We start from the raw sequence: 20,735 nt of genomic DNA on the forward strand, positions 1-20,735 counted from the left end.
CGCTCAGGGGTTCTTCACGTAGGCGTTGCCGCGCAGGTAGAACCACCAGTTCAGCACCAGGCACAGGGCATAGAACACCGCGAAGCCGTAGAACGCCAGTTGCGGTGCGCCCGCCTTGATGTACTGGCCGATCAGCACCGGCGCGATGAAGGCGCCGTAAGCCGCGACCGCCGACGTCCAGCCCAGCACCGGGCCCGCCTGGGTACGGTCGAAAATGACGCCGATGGTGCGGAAGGTGGAACCGTTGCCGATGCCGCTGGCAAAGAACAGCACCAGGAAGAGCCCGAGGAACATCGGGAAGTACTGCTCCGGCGTGGCCGAGCCGTAGGCCAGCATCATCACGTAGCCGACCGCGACGGCGGCCAGGGCCATCACCGCGGTGATCACCTGCGTGACGATCGAGCCGCCCACCTTGTCGGAGATCCAGCCGCCGATGGGCCGAGTGGCCGCGCCGACGAAGGGGCCGATCCAGGCATAGGCCAGGATGGTCGGCGCGTTCGGGTTGTTCAGGGTGTGCTGCATCACACCGTTGGCATCGGGCACGTGGCTGACACCGAAGATGACCTTCATCGACAGCGGCAGCGCCATCGAGAAGCCGATGAACGAGCCGAAGGTGACGATGTACAGGGCGGTTAGCGACCAGGTGTGCTTGTCCTTGAAGATCGCGAACTGCTTCTTCACGCCCTCCTTCATCTCGCCGAAGGCCGCCAGTCGCATCACGGCGAGCGCCATCAGGATGTCCAGGGGAATCGCCACCCACATGTTCAGCAGCCCCAGGCCGGTGGGCTTGGGCAGGTACAGCCAGAGCATGAAGATGGTCGGGACAAAGGCCAGCGTGTACAGGTAAGTGATCTTGGCGAAGGCCACGATCGGCGAGCCGGATTTCGGCGACACCGTCTTCAGGTTGTTCATGCCGAACCAGCACAGCGCGCCCAGCGGCACCAGCGAGAACACCCAGGCGAAGCCGGCGTTCTGCACCCAGGTGGGCGTGCCGGCGGCGATCTTCCCGAAGATCCAGCCGCTGTCCTTCAGCAGCGTCATCGGCTCTCCGCCGAAGGCGCCCAGCAGCGGAACGGTCATCACCAGCGGGATGACGATCTGCATCGTGGTGACGCCAAAGTTGCCCAGGCCCGCATTCAGGCCCAGCGCCGTGCCCTGCAGCCGCTTCGGGAAGAAGCCGCTGATGTTGGACATCGAACTGGCGAAGTTGCCGCCGCCCACGCCCGACCACAGCGCCATCAGCTGGAAGGCCCACAGCGGCCAGTCCTTGTGCTGCAGCACGATGCCGGTGCCGATGGCCGGCGCCAGCAGCATCGAGGTGGTCAGGAAGATCGTGTTGCGCCCGCCGGCCAGGCGAATCAGGAACGAGGCCGGGATGCGCATCGTCGCGCCGGCGATGCCGGCGATGGCGGTCAGCGTGAAGAGCTCGTCCTGGGTGAACGGAAAGCCCAGGTTGAGCATCTGCACGGCGATGATGCCCCACATGCCCCAGACCGCGAAGCCGCACAGCAGCGCGGGGATCGAGATCCACAGGTTGCGGTAGGCCACCTTCTTCCCGGTGCCCTCCCAGAAGGCGTTGTCCTCGGGGCGCCAGTCGGCGATGTCGGCCGCTGAGCCGCCATGCTTGGCCGTCCCTTGTGTTGCCGTGGTGGTGGCATTCATGAAGGTTCTCCTTGCCCTCAGCGCGCGAAACTGCGCGACAGGGGCGATGCGGGCGCGTTGCGGCCCATCATTTCGGTCTTGCGCACCTCGGTCCAGTACATCCAGATCAACGAGACCCAAACCACGCCGTACAGCAGCATGAAGGCGCTCGAGCGGATGCCGGTCAGATCCATCAATGCACCGAACAGGATCGGCAACACGAAGCCCCCAAGGCCACCTGCCAGGCCCACGATGCCGCTGACGGTTCCGATGTTTCCGGCGTAGTCGTCGCCGATGTACTTGAAGACGCTGGCCTTGCCGAAGGCCCAGGCGATGCCCAGGATGAACATCAGCGCTGTGAATACGTAGACGTTCAGGCCCACTTGGAAGGTGCGGGGGCCGTTGACGGTGAGCACCGTGAACTCGGTCTGCGGGTAGCTCAGCAGGAACAGGCACACCCAGCTGACCCAAAGCACCCACCAAGTGACCTGATGGGCGCCGAACTTGTCAGAGAGAATCCCGCCGACAGCGCGCAGCACGCCACCAGGCAGACTGAAACAGGCGGCGAGCAGGGCGGCGGCCTGGATCGACAGGCCGAACTCGCCCACGTAGTACTGCACCATCCACAGGGCCAGCGCAACATAGCCACCGAAGACGATGCTGTAGTACTGGCAGTACTTCAGCACCTTGGGGTCCTTCAGCATCTTCAGTTGGTCGGTGAACTTCACGCTCGACGGCACCCTGTGCTTGGGATCGCTGGCGCTGCCCAGCCAGAACAGGATGACGGTGCCGAGCATCACCGCGGCGTAGACCTGCGGCACCAGCGTCCAGCCGCCGATGGCCAGCAGCACCGGCGCAGCGAACTTGTTGACGGCCGAACCGGAGTTGCCGGCACCGTACACACCCATCGCCATGCCCTGGCGGGACTTCGGAAACCAGCGCGCCACATAGGGCGTGCCCACCGAGAAGGAGCCGCCCGCCAGACCCACGAACAGGCCGATGACCAGGAAGTGCCAGTAGGCGGTGGCATAGCTCATCAGCCAGATCGCCGGCACCGTGGCAGCCATCAGCAGCGCCATCACGATGCGGCCGCCGTAGCGGTCGGTCCAGATGCCCAGAGGCACGCGGATCAGCGAGCCCGTGAGCACCGGGGTGGCGGTCAGCAGGCCGAACTCGGTGGCCGACAGGCCAAGGCTCTTCTTCAGCGGGATCCCGATGACGCCAAACATCATCCAGACCATGAAGCAGACGGTGAACGCCAGCGTGCTCACGACGAGCACGGACCACGCCTGGCGTGGGATGGCGGTAGGGAGGGCGGTGGGGTTGGTATGGGAAGCCATGATGCTGACTCGACCGGGGTTGGCGAGACTGTCCGCCCGGCCTATGTCCGTGACCATCCGACCGGTGGCTAGGCGCGGCACGGCAGAAGAACGATGGGGCCACGCCGGTACATAGTTCTGAAGAACTACTCCGGGCGGGTTTGCCCGGGCCGTTGACTTGCGTCAACGTCGCAACGTCGCCGGCTCGCCCAGACTGGTCCGGCCATGCCCGCTGAACACGCTTCTCGCATCGATCCTGCCGCCCAGGCGGCGACACTGATCGAGCACATCCAGACCCGCTACCACGACACCCATCGGCGATCGCTTGCGCAGTTGCTGCCCCTGGCCAGCCAGGCCGTCGCGCTCGGTCTCCATGTCGGCGTGGTCGAGCAACTGGCCTCGATCGGCAATGCGCTCGAGCAGCACATGTTCAAGGAGGAGATGCGGCTCTTCCCGATGATGGAACAGGGCGGCAACACGCTCATTGGGCGCCTGATCGAGGATCTGCATCGAGAGCACGGCGAGCATCTGCCGGCCGTGCAGGAGTTGCAGAGCCAACTACGCGCGAGCGATGCGACGGGCGCGGCGCAACCGATCCTGGCCCAGCTCGTCCGGGGCGTCGACGACTTCGCCCGCGAGCTGGCCGAACACATCCGCCTCGAGGACGAGGTGTTGTTCCCCCTGTTCTGCCACTCCGCTGCTGCGGGCGCGCGGACGGCCCTCATCCCCTAGACAGCGAGGTTCAGAAGTCATGGATCCACATTCACCGCAGGAGAATCGGCCCTCGCTCGATGAGACCGCTCGCGCCGAGTTGCTGGCCGCGCTCAATGAGCTGCTCGAAGCCGAGCGCGCAGGAGCGCGCGTGGCCATGGAGACAGGCCGCGAGATCCACTCACAGGAGCTGGCCGCCCTGGTGGCCGACATTCACAAGGACGAAGTGCACTGGTGCGGCATGCTGATGCGGACGATCAAGTCCCTCGGCGCCACGCCTTCGAGCGCAACGGGCGCCTTCCATGGCAAGGCGATGGCGATCCCTGACGTCGACGATCGGCTGAAGTTCCTCAATCGGGGTCAAGCCTGGGTCGTGCGAAAGCTCGAAGCCTTGCTCCCCCGGCTGGATGTCCCGCAAGCACGCGCAGACCTGGAGGCGATGCTGCAGGCCCATCGTCAGAACATCGAGCGAGTCGAGTCGCGCTTCTCTGAAGGCGGCACACCCGAACCCGGCGGCGCGGCCGGCAAGACAGAACCCACCGAGCCTTCGGCGCTGATCGAGTACATCCTGCAGCGCTTCCACGAGGTCCACCGTCAGCAGCTGCCCGAACTGATCGAGCTGGCAACCAAGGTGGAATCCGTCCATGCGGATCATCCGGACGTGCCGCGGGGTCTGACAGTGCTTCTGCAGCAGATGCACTCGGAATTGCTGGATCACATGGCCAAGGAAGAAGGCGTGCTCTTTCCGATGCTGGCGCGAGGCGGAAGCTCCTTCGTGACCCACCCCATCTGCGTGATGATGTCGGAGCATGAGGAACACGCCCACCGGCTGACGCAGCTGATGGCACTGACGCGGCAAGCCACGCCGCCGGCGGGCGCCTGCAGAACATGGGTTCGGCTCTGCACGGCAACGAAGACTTTTGCCGAAGACCTGCAGAAGCATATTCAACTGGAGAACACAGTGCTGTTCCCGCAGTTCGACAGTTCGCTTGCACGGCAAGGGTAGCGGCCGCGCGATGAGCAAGCGGTTCCCGGTGAAGCCTGCGCATCCTGAGCGAATCTGCTGGGGATGCGACCGGTACTGTGCGGCCGATTCGATGATGTGCGGGAACGGGAGCGTGGCCACTCTTCATCCGTCCGAACTCTTCGGGGCGGACTGGGAGAGTTGGGGAACCCACCCGCAGCCGCCAGCAGGCGCTGGCGCCGAGACTGTCCCTGTGCAGGGTGCTGTGGCAAGGATCGAGCCCCCCCTCGAGCAATGAGCCGCCGCACAGACGAGCGCCTCGCGTCGGACCTGCCCCAGCATGCGTACGCACAGTCGGCCCATGCGGGCTGCGTTTTCGAGGTCAGGGCCAGAACCTTTGCCGATGGTTCTGGAAGCTACGTGCTTGTGGTGGTCCATGCACCCGCCAACGCCCCTCATGAGCAGTCGGCGGAGTACGTGACCGACGACGCGACGGCTGCGGGCGGGTTGAGATCCGGCATCGCCATCGCGAAGTCAATGATCATGGATCGGGTCCAATGGGGGCCCGGACAACTTTCGCGGGATGGTCACGCGTCTGGACCATCCTGACTCCCTGCGCGACGATGAAGAATCTGCTGGAAAACAGCCGAGGGCTGCTATGGCTGGGCTTCCAGCGGCAGACCGTCGATGCACGCGAACGAACGCGTGACGTCACCGGCGCCGCGCTTGGGCTGCTGCTCACAGGCGGCCTGAGCTGGTGGGCGTGGGGTGCCGACTCGGTCTGGCTCGGCGCGCCGATGGGCGCCTCGGCCGTGCTGCTGTTCGCCGTTCCCAGCAGCCCGCTGGCGCAGCCCTGGCCGGTGGTGGTGGGCAACCTCATGGCCGCGCTGGTGGGTGTGTTCATCTTTCGCACCTTGGGTGCCTCGCCCCTGTCCGCAGCGCTGGCCGGAGGCCTGGCACTGGCGCTGATGTTTCCCTTGCGCTGCGTGCATCCCCCCGCAGGCGCGGTGGCCATCACGGCGGTAGTCGGTGGCGCGACGGTGCACAACCTGGGTTACGGCTTTGCGCTGACGCCGATTGCGGTGAACTCGGTGGTGCTCGTCGCCTGTGCGCTGCTGTGGCGGCGTCTGACCCACAACCACGTGGCGCCGCATCCGGTGGTCCACGCCAACCGCCATCGCACGACAGACGCAGCGCCGCAGGACCGCATCGGCATGACCATCGAAGACCTGGACGCCGCGTTGCGCAGCTTCAACGAACTCTTCGACATCGACAGCCAGTCGCTGGAGCAGGTGTTGCGGCACGCCCAGGGGCTGGCCTGGGAGCGGCAGTTCGGCAAGGTGCGCTGCGCCGACATCATGTCGCGCGATCTGGTCACGGTGGAATTCGCCACTCCGCTTCAGGAGGCCTGGACCTTGCTCCACCGCCACCGCATCCGGGCGCTGCCCGTGGTGGACCGTGCCCGCCGGGTGATCGGCGTCGTCACACTGGTGGACTTCCTCAAGCACGCCCGGCTGGACCCGCGCGATCACCTGAGCCTGGGGCAGCGTATCCGCAAGCTGCTGGCGCCCACGCCGGGGGACTACTCCGACAAGGCCGAGGTCGTCGGGCAGATCATGACCAGCCCCGTGCACACCGTGACAGAAGAAGACGCGGTGGTCGAGCTGGTGCCCAGGCTGTCCGACGAGGGCATGCACCACTTGCCCGTCGTCGACGCGGAGCGCCGGCTTTCTGGCATGGTGACCCAGTCGGACCTGATGGCCGCCTTGTACCGCTCGCAGTCCTCACTTCAGACGGTCAAGTCGACCTGAGCCGGCGTCGTTGAAACATGGCGAGTCACTCCCACGACACTTCACCACGGGCACGGGGCAGTGGTGCCATGCCTACCGACGCCTTCCGCTGCGCTGTGCACGCTCTACTGGGGCGTGGTGTTCCCGCTCAGCATGTACGCTGCGAGGACGAAGCGCATGATCGAGGTGATGGGGATCGGGTTTCTCGATGCCGTTCCGCGCATGTTCTTCGCGATCGCGGTAGCGGCCTGGTGAGCGGCGTTTTTTGGGCTGGTTTCGGAGTTTCTGGGCCGGACGCGGCGGGCGGCGGGGCCATGACGTTCTCAGCCCCCAGGCCTCAGGAGCCGGTTTCATCGTGACAAGCAGCCTCGCCATCCAGCACGTCGCATTCGAGGACCTCGGCACCCTCGCGCCCGTCTTGGACCACGCCGGCATGGCACCCCGCTATCTGGACGGCTGGAGCCCGGAGCTGGCCCACGTCGATCCCGCCGCGGGCCTGGTCGTGGTGCTGGGCGGCCCCATCGGTGTCTACGAGGTCGCCGCCTACCCCTGGCTCGCGCACGAGATCGCGTGGCTGCGAACGCGCCTGCTGGCCGGTCGGCCCACGCTCGGCATCTGCCTGGGGGCCCAGCTGATCGCCGCCGCGCTGGGCGCTCGCGTGTACCCCCGCCCGTCGAAGGAACTCGGCTGGACGCCGCTGCAGCTGAGCGCCGCAGGGCGCGCTTCGGCCCTGGCTCCGCTGGACGGCGAGTTGACCTCGATGCTGCACTGGCACGGCGACACCTTCGACCTGCCCGAAGGCGCTCAGCTGCTGGCCAGCACGGGCTCGTACCGCCATCAGGCCTACCGGTGGCAGCAGCATGTGCTGGGCCTGCAATGCCATCCCGAACTGGACGGTGCCACGTTCGAGCGCTGGCTGGTCGGCCACGCGCTGGAACTTGCCCAGACCGGCGTCGACGTGCCCGCGTTGCGCGCCGAGACGGCGGCCCGGTCCGGCACACTGGCTCGGCAGGCGGCTCTGGCCTGGCGGCGCTGGCTGGCCGAGGTGGGTCTGGCGTCTGCTGAATGAGTCTTCCGCCCCCTGAGGCCGCTGCAGCCGAGTCGACACGCGCGTCAAGCTGGCGTGCCCAACGGCTGCTCAGCTCGCCCCATCGGCTGTGCTTCTTCTGGGCCGGCGTGCAATGGGCGGTCAGCGCCGGCTGGTGGGCCGCCGAGTTGCTCGCTGGACCACGCGCCGGCGATTCTCAGCACATGGTGCCCTCGGTGGCGTGGCACGGACTCTGGTTCAGCCTGGGCACCATGCCCTTGTTCGTGGCCGGCTTCGTGTTCACCGCAGGTCCGCGGTGGCTACATACCATCCCCATCGACACGCGCCAGCTTCGCGTGGGAGTGGGATTGTTTTCGGCAGGCTGGCTGCTGGCGCTGCCACTTGCCGGGGTGAACGCTCGAGCCGTTGCGGCCATGTTGCTCGCGGCTGCGATTGGCCAGTCGCTCCTGGTCGAACGGGTGCTGGCCCTGCTGCGAACGGGTCGCCCCGGAGAGCGCGTGCACGTCGCTCTGATCACCATTGCCATGGCAGCCATGACGCTGACACTCCTGGCCGCAGCGCTGGCCTTGGCCACCGGTTGCGTGGAGTGGCTGCAGCCTCTGGCACACGCCGGGTTGTGGTGCGGACCCGTCCTGGTCTTCGTGGCAGCCTCGCATCGCATGCTTCCCTTCCTCGGCGACGGCCTGTGGCCGGCGCTGGATCGAGGTTGGCCCCATTGGCCGCTGTGGCTGCTGGTATCGCTCGTCCCTGTCCAGGCGGTCTGCGCGTTGTTGCCCATCATGGCCCCGCTGCCCCCGTGGCTGCGGTTCGTTGGCTTCGGCCATCTGGCCGTCGTGTGCGTCGCCAGTGCTGGCCTCACACTTCGCTGGGTGGGACACCCCGCGATGCGCACGCCCATGCTGAGGATGCTTTTCGGCGCGGCCTTGTGGTGGCTGCTGGCGTTGCTTCTGTTGACGGCTGCGGCGGTCCCTGCGTTGTCCGATGAGAGTGCCAGGCGGCTCGAACTCGCCGGCCTGCACGCCTTGGGCATGGGTTACCTAGGTGGCACATTGCTGACCATGGCGACACGCGTGAGCGCCGCGCACCAGGGAATCGCCCGCGCGATCGACGGTGTCGCCCGCGTGCTCTATGTGGTGCTTCAGACCGCCGTGCTCGCCCGACTTTGCGCCTTGCTCTGGCCGCAGGCCGCTTCGGTTTGGCTGCCTGCTGCCGCCGTGGCCTGGAGCTTCGTGACCGCGGTCTGGCTGCTGCGGCATGGCCGCTGGCTGGGCCAACCGCCCAGAGTCCGCTCGCGTTTGTCCCAATCACCGATCATTGCCGCAATCGAGAAGCGTTGACGGCCGAGAAGTGTCGGTCGACGTCGCAGGCCGTGTGCGGCCCGACGATCAACGGAGGCTGAGTTGCGGGACACGTGCCTTCAGCGCCTCGCGCCATGACGCGGCGAGCGCCGCGGCCGGGCCGCCGCCGGGCGGGCGTCCCGCCTGCAACACCCAGCGCTGCACGCCGTGCGACGATAGCCAATCGGCCAGCATCAGCAGCGCAGGCTCGGGCAGCCACCGCGGATGCCATGTGGTGCGCAGTTCGTACGCCACGCCTGACTGCTGCACCAGCTGCAGCGCCCGCGCGGTTTCCCGCACGCTGCCCGGCGCGCCCGTCAGCCCCGGCAGTTGGGGTGGCGCGGCCTTGATGTCCAGCGCCACCCAGTCCAGCAGCGGCAGCACGCGGCTCAAGTGCGCGGCCGACACGCCAGCCGTGTGCAGTGCCGTGGCCAAGCCTACCTCACGCACTTCGGCCAGGGCCGAGGGCAGCGCCGGGTCGAGCGTAGGTTCACCGCCGCTGAACACCAGTCCGTCGAGCAGGCCGATGCGGTCCTGCCAGCGCGCACGCAAGTCAGCCCAGCGAAGCCCGGCCTGGGGCGCGCACTGAGACTGCAAACCCGGGTTGTGACAGTAGCTGCAGCGCCAGGGACAGCCTTGCACGAAGACGACGGCCGCCAAACGGCCCGGCCAGTCCTGCGTAGAGAAAGGCTCGAAGCCGCCCACCGACAAGGCATCGGCGACCACCATGGATGACACTCAGGCGCAGGCCGGAAGCTGCTGCGAGGCCTCGGCAAGATCCTCGGTCACCATGGCGCAGTCCGTGGCCACGAAGCTCAGGCGCTCGGCATGCTCGCCTTGCTTGCCGATGTTGAACGAGGCCACCGGCCGGTGGTAGCCCATCACGCGGGTCCAGACCTCGCAGGGCTGGCGCTCGTGGATGGCGAGTTCCGGATGGTGGATGGGGGTCTGGCTGTGGCTCATGAAGTTCCTTTCAAGGGCTGGTTTGATGCATGGAGCGGGCCCCCGGCGCACCCTGCGCCGGGGGCCTGGACTCAGGTGACGGCCGCATCGGCTTGCGCGCTGCGCTTGCGCTGCAACGCCAGCTCGTCGCACTGCGGACAGAATTGGTGTTCGCCCGACAGGTAGCCGTGAACCGGGCAGATGGAGAACGTGGGCGTGACGGTGATGTAGGGCAGGCGGAAGTTCTCCAGCGCACGCCGCACCAGGCTGCGGCAGGCCTGGGCATCCGGCAAGCGCTCACCCAGGTAGAGGTGCAGCACCGTGCCGCCGGTGTACAGGCGCTGTAGCGGCTCCTGGCGAGCCAGTGCCTCGAACGGATCGCTGGTGAAGCCCACCGGCAGCTGGGTGGAGTTGGTGTAGTAGGGCTGCTGCTCGCTTCCGGCCTGCAGGATGCCAGGGTAGCGCCGCCGGTCCTCCTTGGCGAAGCGATAGGTCGTGCCCTCGGCCGGCGTGGCCTCCAGGTTGAAGAGGTGGCCGGTGCCCTCCTGGAACTCCGTCATACGCACGCGGATGTGCTGCAGCCAGCGCAGCGCGAACGCTTCGCCCCACGGCGTTGTGATGTTCTCGGTGCCGCCGCTGAAGTTGCGGATCATCTCGTTGACGCCGTTCACGCCGATGGTCGAGAAGTGATTGCGCAGCGTGCCGAGGTAGCGCTTGGTGTAGGGGTACAGGCCACCGTCGATGTAGCCCTGGATCACCTTGCGCTTGGTCTCGAGGCTGTCGCGCGCCAGGTCCAGCAGCTCGTCGGTACGCGCCAGCAGCGCGGCCTCGTCGCCGGCATACAGGTAGCCCAGGCGGGCCCCGTTGAGCGTGACGACACCGACCGAGCCGGTCTGCTCGGCCGAGCCGAACAGGCCGTTGCCACGCTTGAGCAGTTCGCGCAGGTCGAGCTGCAGCCGGCAGCACATGCTGCGCACCATGTGCGGCTGCAGGTCGCTGTTGAGGAAGTTCTGGAAGTACGGCAGGCCGTAGCGCGCCGTCATCTCGAACAGCGCGTCGCAGTTGGGATGCTCCCAGTCGAAGTCGCGTGTGATGTTGTAGGTGGGGATGGGAAAGGTGAAGGCTCGGCCCTTGGCATCGCCGGCGCACATCACGTCGATGTAGGCGCGGTTGATCAGGTCCATCTCGGCCTGCAGGTCGCCATAGGAAAAGGGCATCTCGCGCCCGGCGATCACAGGCACCTGCTCGCGCAGGTCTTCCGGGCACGTCCAGTCAAAGGTGAGATTGGTGAAGGGCGTCTGGGTCCCCCATCGCGAGGGCACGTTGAGGTTGTGCACCAGCTCCTGCAGGCACTGGCGCACCTGTTCGTAGCCCAGCGCGTCGACGCGTACGTAGGGCGCCAGGTAGGTGTCGAAGGAGCTGAAGGCCTGGGCGCCGGCCCATTCGTTCTGCAGCGTGCCCAGGAAGTTGACGATCTGCCCGATCGCGCTCGACAGGTGTTTGGGCTGCGCCGAGTCCACTTTGCCCGGGATCCCATTCAAGCCCTCGTGCAGCAGCGTTCGCAACGACCAGCCGGCGCAATAGCCCGAAAGCATGTCGAGGTCGTGGAGGTGAAGGTCGGCCTCGCGGTGGGCCTGCCCCACGGCCGGCGGGTACACATGCTCCAGCCAGTAGTTAGCCGTCACCTTGCCGGCCACGTTCAAGATCAGCCCGCCCAGCGAATAGCCCTGATTGGCGTTGGCGTTGACGCGCCAGTCCTCGCGGGCCAGATATTCGTTGACCGATCGACCCACATCGACCATGCAGCCGCGGTCGGCACGCAACAGGCGGTGCTGCTCGCGGTAGGCGATGTAGGCACGCGCCGTTTCGAGATGGCCGGACTCGATCAGCACGGCCTCGGCTTCGTCCTGGATGCGCTCGATGTGCGCCACGCGGCCGGCCAGCCGCGCGGTGACCTGTTGTGCCAGGTCCTGCGCACGCGCGGCGCCGAACTCGCCAGTGGCGACACCCGCGCGCGCCAGCGCGTCGGCGATCTTGCTGACTTGGAACGGCGCGCTCTGGCCTTCGCGCTTGATGACCGCCACAGGCGCGAACGGGTTCACCTGGAGTTGATGCTGCATGCGCTACCTATAGTGTTTGGTACTGGACAAAAACGCTATATGTAGTGTCCTTGGCGATCAGTCGAAGTGGATTTGATCCAGCACATGCTCTTGGGCGATCTCAGCCTGTGGACTCTGGATATCTCTTTGCGTTAGCGCAAGACCATACTTGCCGCGCGTTTCCAGACTCCTCCGTTTTGCCTGCCATTCCGAGGCCAGCGTCGCGCACCGGCCCCTTCTCCCATGCTGGCCACGCACACCAACCTGCCCTCAAGCCCCCAACTTGTCTGCCCAGCCGGCAGCCTGCGTGCCCTCACCGTGGCCGTGGATGCCGGCGCCAATGCCGTCTATCTGGGCCTGAAGGACGCGACCAACGCCCGCAACTTCGCCGGCCTGAACTTCGACGAGACACAGATCCGCGAAGGCATCGCCTACGCACATCGGCGTGGCGCGCAGGTGCTGATGGCGCTGAACACCTTTGCCGACGCGCGCAGCCCCGAGCCCTGGTTCGCCGCGGCCGACAAGGCCGCCGAGCTGGGTGCCGACGCGCTGATCGTGGCCGACACCGCGGTGATGGGCCACTGCGTGCGTCATCTGCCGAGCCTGCGCCTGCACCTATCGGTGCAGGCCTCGGCCACCAGCCATGCGGCCATTGAGTTCTACCGCCAGCGCTACGGTGTGCAGCGGGCCGTGCTGCCACGTGTTGTGGCAGCGGATCAGATCGCCAAGATCATCGAACGAACCTCAGTGGAAATCGAGGTCTTCGCCTTCGGCAGCCTGTGCGTGATGGTCGAGGGCCGCTGCGCGCTGTCGTCCTATGCCACCGGACAGTCACCCAACACGGCCGGAGTTTGCTCGCCGGCGGCCGCCGTGCGATGGCAAGAGGGGGCCGACGGCGTGCGCGCCAGGCTGGGCGGTGTGCTGATCGACCACTACTCCCCGGATGAGCCGCGCGGCTACCCCACGTTGTGCAAGGGTCGATTCGATGTGGATGGCCAACGCTCGCATGCGCTGGAAGAACCCACGAGCCTCAACACCATGGCGATCCTGCCGCAGCTCATCGCCATGGGCGTGCGCGCTTTCAAGATCGAGGGCCGTCAGCGCAGCGCCGCCTATGTGGGCGATGTCACACGTACCTGGCGCGCGGCGATCGACGCTGCCTGCGCTGCCGCCGCGCAAAGCCAGACTTTCCAGCCCCAGCCGGCATGGACCCAGGCGCTGTCGCGCCATGCGGAAGGGGCGCAGACCACGCTGGGTGCGTTCGAGCGCCCCTGGCGATAAAGGAACCGCCCATGGATGCCCCTCACCACGCTACTCGCGACACGTCCGTCGCTCAGGCCCCGGCGCTGCCCCTTCTATCCGAATCGAAGTCCAGACGCTTCGGCCTGACCGTAGGCCCCGTGCTGTACCTCTGGTCGCGTGCACGCCTGTTGGACTTCTACGCCGAGATCGCCGAATCGCCCGCCGACTGCGTGGTCCTGGGCGAAGTGGTGTGCGCGCGCCGCCGCGAGTTGCGCCTGGACGACTGGCTGGCGCTGGCGCGCGAGCTCACCCAGGCCGGCAAGCAGGTCATCCTGGCCACGCAGGCGCTGGTGGAAACCGAGGCCGATCTGCGCCTGATCGAGCGCCACGCCCATCTTGCCTGCCATGCCGTGGAGGCCGGCGATGCGTCGGCACTGGCCTTGCTGCACGGCCGCGTGCCGCTGGTGCTGGGTCCGCACGTCAACGTCTACAGCCAGGCCGCGCTGCGCGAACATGCCGATCTGGGCGTGCTGCGCTGGGTGCCGCCACTGGAGCTGTCGCTCGCTGCGGTCGCTCATATCAACCCGGCGGGACGGCCCGTGCGTGGACCCGACGGCGGTGCCATAGTCACCGAGGTGTGGGCATTTGGCCGATTGCCGCTGTCGTTCTCGGCGCGTTGCTTCACTGCGCGCCATGCCAGCGTTCCCAAGGATCAGTGCGGCTACCCCTGCATGGACGATCCTGATGGCCGCCTGGTCCGCAGTACCGAAGGCCAGTCATTCCTGGTGCTCAACGGCACCCAGATTCAATCGGCCGGCGTGCACAACCTGCTGGAGCATGACGCGGCGCTGGCATCCTGCGGGGCTACCCGCGTGCGGCTGTCGCCGCAGTCATCCGGCTTCACGAAAGTGATCGAGGACTTCGACGCTGTCTTGAACGGCGACCAGCCGGCCGAGGGACGACTGGCCGGCTGGGCCGAAGCCGGCGTCCCTCATCCACTCGTGACCGGGTACGCCTTCGGCGGCGCGGGCATGAACGCGGTCCAGGCGGAAGTGGCGGGAGTCGACGCATGATCTCCATTCGCCGACCACCGCGGTGGTTGTCCGCCCGGGTCGCTGCGGTCGCTGCCCACTTGGACCGCTTGGCACCACCGCCACCCTTGCTGGCGCGCGCGATCGCCAAGCTGGCCGGGGGCATCACCCAATTGCCCAGCGCGCCGCCATCGGCACTGGTGGCCGCGGCCATCAACGGGGCGTTGTGGCCGCGCTTCCCGCCCGAGTTGCGTGACGGGTTGGCGGGTCGCGTCGTGGCACTGGAAATCACCGACCTGGGCGTGCGCGTGAGGCTTTGCGCGGGCCCGTGGGGCTTCTCAGCAGCCGGCGAGCAGGCGGTGGCGGCGCTGCGCATCGCCTCCCGGACCTCAGGCTGGTGGCGGCTGGCTCGCGGCCTGGACGATCCTGATCGCTTGTTCTTCGATCGCGTGCTGATGATGGAGGGTGACACGGAGCTTGGCCTTCTGCTCAAGAACTCGCTGGACGCCCTCGGTCCGCTGTGGCCGGTGACCAGGGCCCAAGAGCAACGCTGATCGCCGCAGACCATTCACCCGGCGTTCAGTCGATCGGCGATTCCCGGCGTGAACTGGATCCAGATCCAGCGCCGCTGCAAGCGTCGTCTGCCTCGGGCGCTGCCGTTGTCCACCTCGCTGCAGACGGTGCGCGGCGATTTGGGCTGGCGTTCGGCCATCCAACACCTAGCAGTCGCCTTCACGCCGGTCGATGGGCAGCGCCAAGGATCCGAACGCCGTGCGACAGCCCTCCCCGAGTGACCTCGAAGTCCCGCGTCACAATTTTCGATTCACCAAATAGCGTCCTGATAAGAACACTTCTCAGGACATCCCCCACCGCGATGCGTTGACTGTCGATCACGTAGAACATCCTTCCACGGACATCGCCTCCAGGTCGATCAACGCATCCGCCATCCCCGTCAGCTCCGGCGTCTGCGACACAAAGAACTCTCGCGCGTAGCCACCCAGTTCCAGCACCCGCCGCTTCATCGCCATGAACATGCGCTTGCGTTCCGGGTCCAGCGGTCCATCGGTCTCGTCGGAGAACAGGGTGTCGTAGCGCCGGCCGGCGTTCTGCGCCAGGTACAGCGCCACGGCCCGCACCAGGCACTCGTTGATCCAGACCCGTTCGCCTCCGCTCATCGCCGTGACGCTCTTGTCCTCGCCCGACTCTGCGTCGTAGACCCGGATGTCGAAGCCCTCGCGCTGCTCGCCCTTGGCCGTCTCCTGCAAGGTTTCGATGGCCACCGTGAAGCGCTGGCCATAGCAGGCCAGCAGCAGGTCGTTCACCAGACCGGACAAGGTCGGCCCCGCATCGTCGATGGCCAGCGCGATCAGGCCATCGTTGCCCATGCAGCGGGCGAACAGCAGCCACTTGGCGAGTTCCTGCTCCACCCGTGCCGTGCGGGCCGCGGCTGCGTCGCGCCGCCGGCCATGCTCCTCCATCTGGGCCGACAGGGCGGCAAGCGCCTGCGCGTCGCGGACGGCAGCCAGATGCAAGCGCTCCGCCTCATCCAGCACACCATGCCAGCGCTCCACCTGGGCTCGAGCATGTGCGAGCCCCGCAGCATCCGGCGGCGACGGCAGTGCATCGATCGCGGTCTGGAGTCGCTGGATGGCCGCCTGTGTCTGAGCCTCCAGCAGCGAGACACGCTCGGCAACGCGCATCCGGCTGGCGATGATCTGCCGGCGCTCGGCCGCTTCGGAGTCGGTGTCGATCGCGATGCCCGCCCCGGCCGAGGAGTCTGGAGCGGGAAGAAGAGCGGCCAGTTCGTCCTCCGCTTCGACAAGACCCGCGCGCGCCTGGAGCATCTCCGCCCCGCGCGCAGCCAAGGCGGCATAGGCCGTCTGACGGGCCAGGGCTCGCCTCGACTGGCACTCGGCCCGGCTCAGGCTCTGCGGTGCGCCGACGTTGAGGCTGACCACCTCTTGCAGGGCTTGCAGTTCAAGCCGAAGACTGTCCCGCTCCGCAGCGAGTTGACGGATGCGCTGCTGGGCGCTCGGCGCCAGCGCGGCCGCTTCGCGTGCGTCCGACAGCAGGGTGCATTGGCCCTGCATGGGCATGCCGCTGCACGGCACGCGGTTACTCAGGGCCAGTCGGCGACTCAGGTCCTCCGTCTGGAGCGCGGCCTGGCCCACCTCGCGCTCGAGCGATGCCAGCCGCTGCCCGAGCCCTGCGACGGCATCGCGACGACGCGCAAGGTCCTGGACGGCATCGCGAAGCGCCAGCACGCGGTCCTCGCGGCGACGCACCACCTCTGTCGCCAGCGGCAGACGGCGGCCGGCTCGAGCCACCGCGCCCTCGTCCGCCAGCACCCGATGCAGGGACCGGATGCGGGCCTCCAGTCGTTCGCGCTGCGCCCTGGCCTGCGCGACACGCTGCGCCACACGACCGTCGAGCCGTGCGAGTTGCTCCGTTGCCTCCCGGTCCTGCGTGCGCAGGTCCTGCAGGGTGCGATCACCCTCGGCACGGGCGCCCGCCAGTTCCTCCACCAACTGCGCTCGCCGGCTCTCGATGGCCTTCGCCTGCTCCTGCAGGGCCATCAATGACGCCTCGTGCGTTCGCGCAGCTTCCAGTTCTTCATGGGCTGCCTGCCGGCTGGCGTGCGCCGCCTTGACCCTCTCGTCCGCGCCGTGCCATCGACGGGCGTCATCCTCCAATCGCTGGCGCTCGGCATCGAACGCGGCTCCCTCGGCGCGCAACGCCGCCAGCGCCGCCTTCAGCTGCCGCGCCGTCTCGCCGGCCTTCTGACCGAGCGCGCGGATGTCCTCCTGCCCCAGCAGATCGGCCAGCAGGGCCTTGATCTCGCCGTTGCGGTAGGTGCTGAGCTGCCGCTTCCCTTGCGCCGAGAAGACCGAGGTGAAGAAGGTGTCCGCCGGCCCGCAAATGGCCTCGACGCATCGCGCATAGGTCTCGACCTTGCCGTCGGAGACGGTGCCGTCTGGCAGCGCGGCGGGAGACCACGTGCCGGCGTCATCCAGCGTCAGCAGGTAGGCCTCGGTCCTGCGGCGGCTCCCGGTGCGGCCGTTCATGCGGATGACCACCTGCGAGCGGTAGCAGCGCCCGGCGTGCGCCCAGTGCAGGTCCTTCTCGTTCTCGGGCAGACAGACCTGGTCGTAGTACGAGAATCCGCCCGGTCCGGCCTGCGCCGCCCGCGACGGCATGGTCAGGTAGGGATGTTAGGTTGCATTCGCGAGTGTCAACAGAGTTGGCTCGCTCGACGCCACGACCTACAGTTGTTCATGCCCGAGGAGCCCAAGCCTCTTTCAGAGGCGAGTAGCCCGGTGCGTCCCGCGTTTTCAGCAGCTTCAGCGGGGGTTCGACATGATGGTTGCGCGCCGATCTCGCAGGTCGTTCAGTGCCTCGACGTTGACACGGCTTCGTCAGATGCCGGCCAGCGACGCGCTCGCGCTGCTAGCCACCCACGTCAAGCCCGATTCGACCTATCAGCCCCTCAAGGATGAGCACAGCCGCCGCTGGCACGCCAGCACGGCACGCGGCGAGTTCGAGATCCTGACCACGGGCGTCAAGTGGTACGACACACGCGCGCACGCCGGTGGCGGCGGAGCCATCGACCTGGCGATGCACTTGCTCGGCGTGTCGTTCGTCGACGCTGTGAAGCGCTTTACCGCGAGGTAAGAGCGCCGTGGTCCAGATAGTCCGCAAGGCTTCGCTGCCGAGTCCGGCAGACCTGCCGGAACCCTTGGCGCAGCTTGCAGCACAGGCTTTGGCGACTTCGCTTCGCGAGCCGCGTCCTGCCGGTTTCCCGCTTCTTTTCACGAAGCAGTGGCAGTTGATCGAGCCCGCGGTCGCCTTCCTGCATGAGCACGCGATCCAGCGCGCGCACACCGCCGACACGCTCAGAACCTATACCGAGATCCTCTACGACTGGTTCGACACGCTCGAGCAGAACGACATCCCTTGGCACAAGGCGGATGCTGTCGACCTGGTTGCCTATCGCAACCGCATGATGTCGCAGCCCAGTCCGCACACCGGACGTGCGTACCGGACGACGACCATCAACCACCGGGTTCGCGGCGTGCTGCGGTTCTATGCTTGGGCGGTCCGCGCGCATTGGCTGAGCGAATCGGCGCTCGCGGACAAGACCCGCGACTTCGCTGTGTCGAGGCGGTACTCGCCGATCCGGACGCGCTACGCTGCGGACACCGAGCGCAGCATCTTCGTACTGCGGCAATACGAACCGCTGCCCCGCCCGCTGGTCTCCGGGCAGGCTCGCGAACTGCTCGCCTATCTCGCCCCGCCGTACGATCTGATGGCCCGCTGGCAGCTGTACACCGGGCTGCGGATCAGCGAACTCCTGCGGCTCGGCGTCGACGACATCAACGGCCGCCCCACCCCGCTCACGGCGCATCACACCATCGAGATCACGCGCAAGGGCCGCAAGCCGGGCTACGTGATTGCACCGGCCAGCCTGCTCGACGAGACCGATGGCTACATCTCGGGGCTTCGCTTCGCGTGGCTCAAGCGCGCGCGACGCAGGGGACGCGCCGCCCACCACCCGGCGTTGTTCGTCAACGCCCGCGGCGCACCGGTGAGCAAGAACGCCTACCAGCGCGCCGTCAGCCGGGCCGGCCTGGCCTGCGGCTTCAAGGCGACGACGCATCTGCTTCGCGCGACCTTCGCATGCATGCTGCTGGCCCGGCTCGAGTACTTGGCCAGCGAGGGCGCCAAGGTCAATCCACTGCTCGTGGTGAAGATCCTGCTCGGGCACGAGCACATCGAGACCACCGACCGGTACCTGCGTGCCGTCGCCGTCGACGCCTGCGTCCTCAAGGACGTGCTGGACACGCTGCTCGCGGGCAGCGCAGAGCCGTGAGTTCACGGCGCCCGCCGATTCCGCGGACCCTGGCCACCAGACCGCAGGCCGGAACGGGGCACGCGCCACAGCCGGCGCGCCACGACGCGGCTCGCCTGGTTCGCCACACGCTCATCGACTTCTCGTCGTTGCCGCTGCCAGCCGACGTGCGCCTGGCGCTCGCCCAGGCCTTCTGGGGCCATATCGGGGGCCATTCGGATCGCAGCATCGCCTCGTACTGGAAGTCGATACTGCCCTTCGCCCGGTTCGCCGCCGAATCGCAGTCCCTCAGATCGGTCGCCGACCTGGACCGCGCGATGCTGGTTCGCTACATCGAGTGGCTCAACGCGCAACGCTGTGCCGACGGCAGGATCTGGGCCCTCACCACGCAGGCCGCCGTCTATGGGGCATTGCGCCAGCTGCTGCGATGGCTTGAGCGGTGTCGGCCCGACTTGATCACCAGCATCGATTACCCCTTCTCGCCGTTCCCCAACAAGGCCGCCGCGCGGGCATCGCGCTCGACGCTTTCCGGTCGGCAGCTGCGCGCCATCCTCCAGGCCTGTGAGGATGAGATCGCCCAGATGCGCACGGCCCGCGAATCGGCTGCCCGTCAACGCGCCGCCGACGCAGACAAGCCCGGCACTCTCGGCTGGATCCTCGAACAGATCGATCAACGCCACGGAGGAATCATTCCGGACTGGCGCACGACCCAGGCCAGCGGCAATTTCTGGCTGCAGAAGGCCGTTCGCCGCTACGGCGGCGCCAAGCAACTGGCTCCCCTCCTGTACCCGCGCGCGGTTTCGCTGCTGCCGTACTACCTGGCGATCCTGATCCACACGGCCGGCAACCCCGAAGCCATCGCCGACCTCACTCGCGACTGCCTGCAGCCCCTGCCCTTGCTCGATGACCGCGAGTTGCTGGTGTGGTTCAAGGCTCGCGCGTCGCGCATCCAGCGCCGGACCTTTGACCGCGCCGACGCATTCGGGCCGCCGGCCCTGGTACGGGACATCCTGGCCTGGAACGAACGGCTGATCCCGCTGACCCCTCCCCCGCAGCGCAACCGGCTCTTCGTGTTCAAGGGGCAATTCACGGTCAACGCGATGTCGATCATCACGGTCCACCATCAGCTCGGCGCGTTCTGCGATCGCCATGGCTTGCCGCACTTCGCTCCGGCGAGCATCCGGCCGAGCGTGCTGAGCTGCTTCTACCGCGCCAGCGGTGACCTGCTGCGCACCAAGGCCGTTGCGAACCACGCCAGCGTCGCCACGACGGTTCGTTACGTGCAAACGCCCCTGGTCGAAGCACAGAACCGCTCGCGCATCGCGGATCTTCAGGGTGCATTCATCGAGCACATCGAAGGGCGGTCGGGTCCGAGCCAGACGCGGTGCGACGCTGCGCCTGAACCATCGCCTCCCCCACGCGGCCGCGGTGTCACGCTGTTCGGCTTCGACTGCAAGGATCCATTCGCGGGCATCGCACCCGGTACTCGGCAGGGCGACCTCTGCGTGAACTTCATGGGCTGCTTCACCTGCCCGAACGCCGTCATCACGCCCGACCCGATGTCGCTGGCGCGCTTGCTTCAGGCGCGCGATCACCTGCGCGCCGCTGCGGCGACCCTGTACCCGGCTCGTTGGGAAGTACTCTATGCCCCGCAGCTGAGGATCCTGGAGGAAGACATCCTCCCGCGCTTCGGCTCCCGCGAGCTCGACGCCGGCCAGAGGCTGCAGGCGCAGCTTCCCCCGCTGCCTGACCTGCGGTGAGG

At 67.3% G+C, this 20,735-nt stretch carries 18 protein-coding genes; 12 read left to right on the forward strand and 6 right to left on the reverse strand.

The window, feature by feature from the left end; translation table 11 throughout:
* Window positions 1-3 precede the first annotated feature (3 nt).
* The gene (locus tag ENE75_RS16195; protein ID WP_128199362.1) at window positions 4-1,662 is read right to left on the reverse strand and encodes an MFS transporter; all 1,659 of its coding nucleotides are present in this window, start codon (window positions 1,660-1,662) and stop codon (window positions 4-6) included.
* Between the two features lie 17 nt (window positions 1,663-1,679).
* A complete protein-coding gene (locus ENE75_RS16200) occupies window positions 1,680-2,981 on the reverse strand; it encodes an MFS transporter (RefSeq protein ID WP_128199363.1) in 1,302 nt (433 codons plus the stop codon).
* 204 nt (window positions 2,982-3,185) lie between these two features.
* On the opposite strand from ENE75_RS16200, the gene ENE75_RS16205 reads away from it, so the two are divergent.
* From ENE75_RS16205 to ENE75_RS16230, 6 genes are all read left to right on the forward strand, one after another.
* Window positions 3,186-3,692, forward strand: coding sequence for a hemerythrin domain-containing protein (locus ENE75_RS16205; RefSeq protein WP_128199364.1), 507 nt, complete (start codon window positions 3,186-3,188; stop codon window positions 3,690-3,692).
* Between the two features lie 19 nt (window positions 3,693-3,711).
* Entirely contained in the window at window positions 3,712-4,677 is a 966-nt protein-coding gene (locus tag ENE75_RS24880) for a DUF6306 domain-containing protein (RefSeq protein ID WP_158288974.1), read from the forward strand.
* Window positions 4,678-4,687: 10 nt separating this feature from the next.
* The gene (locus tag ENE75_RS16215; RefSeq protein ID WP_128199460.1) at window positions 4,688-4,933 is read left to right on the forward strand and encodes a DUF3079 domain-containing protein; all 246 of its coding nucleotides are present in this window, start codon (window positions 4,688-4,690) and stop codon (window positions 4,931-4,933) included.
* 325 nt (window positions 4,934-5,258) lie between these two features.
* Complete coding sequence (locus tag ENE75_RS16220) at window positions 5,259-6,446, forward strand: HPP family protein (RefSeq protein ID WP_158288975.1); 1,188 nt, start codon at window positions 5,259-5,261, stop codon at window positions 6,444-6,446.
* Window positions 6,447-6,780: 334 nt separating this feature from the next.
* Window positions 6,781-7,494 carry a glutamine amidotransferase gene (locus ENE75_RS16225; protein WP_128199366.1) on the forward strand — a complete coding sequence of 238 codons (714 nt, stop codon included), beginning with the start codon at window positions 6,781-6,783 and terminating at the stop codon, window positions 7,492-7,494.
* Entirely contained in the window at window positions 7,491-8,810 is a 1,320-nt protein-coding gene (locus ENE75_RS16230) for an NnrS family protein (protein ID WP_128199367.1), read from the forward strand. The genes ENE75_RS16225 and ENE75_RS16230 overlap by 4 nt, the downstream gene beginning before the upstream one ends.
* A 48-nt stretch (window positions 8,811-8,858) precedes the next feature.
* Here ENE75_RS16230 and ENE75_RS16235 read toward each other — a convergent pair whose 3' ends face one another.
* From ENE75_RS16235 to ENE75_RS16245, 3 genes are all read right to left on the reverse strand, one after another.
* The gene (locus ENE75_RS16235; RefSeq protein WP_128199368.1) at window positions 8,859-9,539 is read right to left on the reverse strand and encodes an anaerobic ribonucleoside-triphosphate reductase activating protein; all 681 of its coding nucleotides are present in this window, start codon (window positions 9,537-9,539) and stop codon (window positions 8,859-8,861) included.
* 9 nt (window positions 9,540-9,548) lie between these two features.
* Window positions 9,549-9,773 (reverse strand): anaerobic ribonucleoside-triphosphate reductase, encoded by a 225-nt coding sequence (gene nrdD, locus ENE75_RS25400; RefSeq protein ID WP_233259121.1) that lies wholly within the window; start codon window positions 9,771-9,773, stop codon window positions 9,549-9,551.
* A 71-nt stretch (window positions 9,774-9,844) separates the two neighbouring features.
* Entirely contained in the window at window positions 9,845-11,872 is a 2,028-nt protein-coding gene (locus ENE75_RS16245; RefSeq protein WP_128199369.1) for a ribonucleoside triphosphate reductase, read from the reverse strand.
* A 222-nt stretch (window positions 11,873-12,094) separates the two neighbouring features.
* Here ENE75_RS16245 and ubiU point away from each other — a divergent pair, with 222 nt between their 5' ends.
* From ubiU to ubiT, 3 genes are all read left to right on the forward strand, one after another.
* Window positions 12,095-13,132: a ubiquinone anaerobic biosynthesis protein UbiU gene (ubiU, locus tag ENE75_RS16250; protein ID WP_128199370.1), complete on the forward strand. Its 1,038-nt coding sequence runs from the start codon at window positions 12,095-12,097 to the stop codon at window positions 13,130-13,132.
* A gap of 104 nt (window positions 13,133-13,236) precedes the next feature.
* The gene (locus ENE75_RS16255; protein WP_259371714.1) at window positions 13,237-14,166 is read left to right on the forward strand and encodes a U32 family peptidase; all 930 of its coding nucleotides are present in this window, start codon (window positions 13,237-13,239) and stop codon (window positions 14,164-14,166) included.
* An 86-nt stretch (window positions 14,167-14,252) separates the two neighbouring features.
* Complete coding sequence (gene ubiT / locus ENE75_RS16260) at window positions 14,253-14,678, forward strand: ubiquinone anaerobic biosynthesis accessory factor UbiT (RefSeq protein ID WP_233259123.1); 426 nt, start codon at window positions 14,253-14,255, stop codon at window positions 14,676-14,678.
* Between the two features lie 336 nt (window positions 14,679-15,014).
* Here ubiT and ENE75_RS16265 read toward each other — a convergent pair whose 3' ends face one another.
* Complete coding sequence (locus ENE75_RS16265) at window positions 15,015-17,321, reverse strand: coiled-coil domain-containing protein (RefSeq protein ID WP_128199373.1); 2,307 nt, start codon at window positions 17,319-17,321, stop codon at window positions 15,015-15,017.
* Between the two features lie 223 nt (window positions 17,322-17,544).
* Here ENE75_RS16265 and ENE75_RS16270 point away from each other — a divergent pair, with 223 nt between their 5' ends.
* From ENE75_RS16270 to ENE75_RS16280, 3 genes are read left to right on the forward strand one after another with little or no spacing between them, the layout of a single operon-like run.
* Window positions 17,545-17,796 (forward strand): hypothetical protein, encoded by a 252-nt coding sequence (locus tag ENE75_RS16270; protein ID WP_199232326.1) that lies wholly within the window; start codon window positions 17,545-17,547, stop codon window positions 17,794-17,796.
* A gap of 7 nt (window positions 17,797-17,803) precedes the next feature.
* Window positions 17,804-18,994: a tyrosine-type recombinase/integrase gene (locus ENE75_RS16275; protein WP_128199374.1), complete on the forward strand. Its 1,191-nt coding sequence runs from the start codon at window positions 17,804-17,806 to the stop codon at window positions 18,992-18,994.
* Window positions 18,991-20,733 (forward strand): site-specific integrase, encoded by a 1,743-nt coding sequence (locus ENE75_RS16280; RefSeq protein ID WP_128199375.1) that lies wholly within the window; start codon window positions 18,991-18,993, stop codon window positions 20,731-20,733. Before ENE75_RS16275 ends, ENE75_RS16280 begins: the two co-directional genes overlap by 4 nt.
* Window positions 20,734-20,735: the final 2 nt, after the last annotated feature.

It is taken from the genome of Rubrivivax albus (assembly GCF_004016515.1).
Classification (GTDB): Bacteria; Pseudomonadota; Gammaproteobacteria; order Burkholderiales; family Burkholderiaceae_C; genus Rubrivivax; species Rubrivivax albus.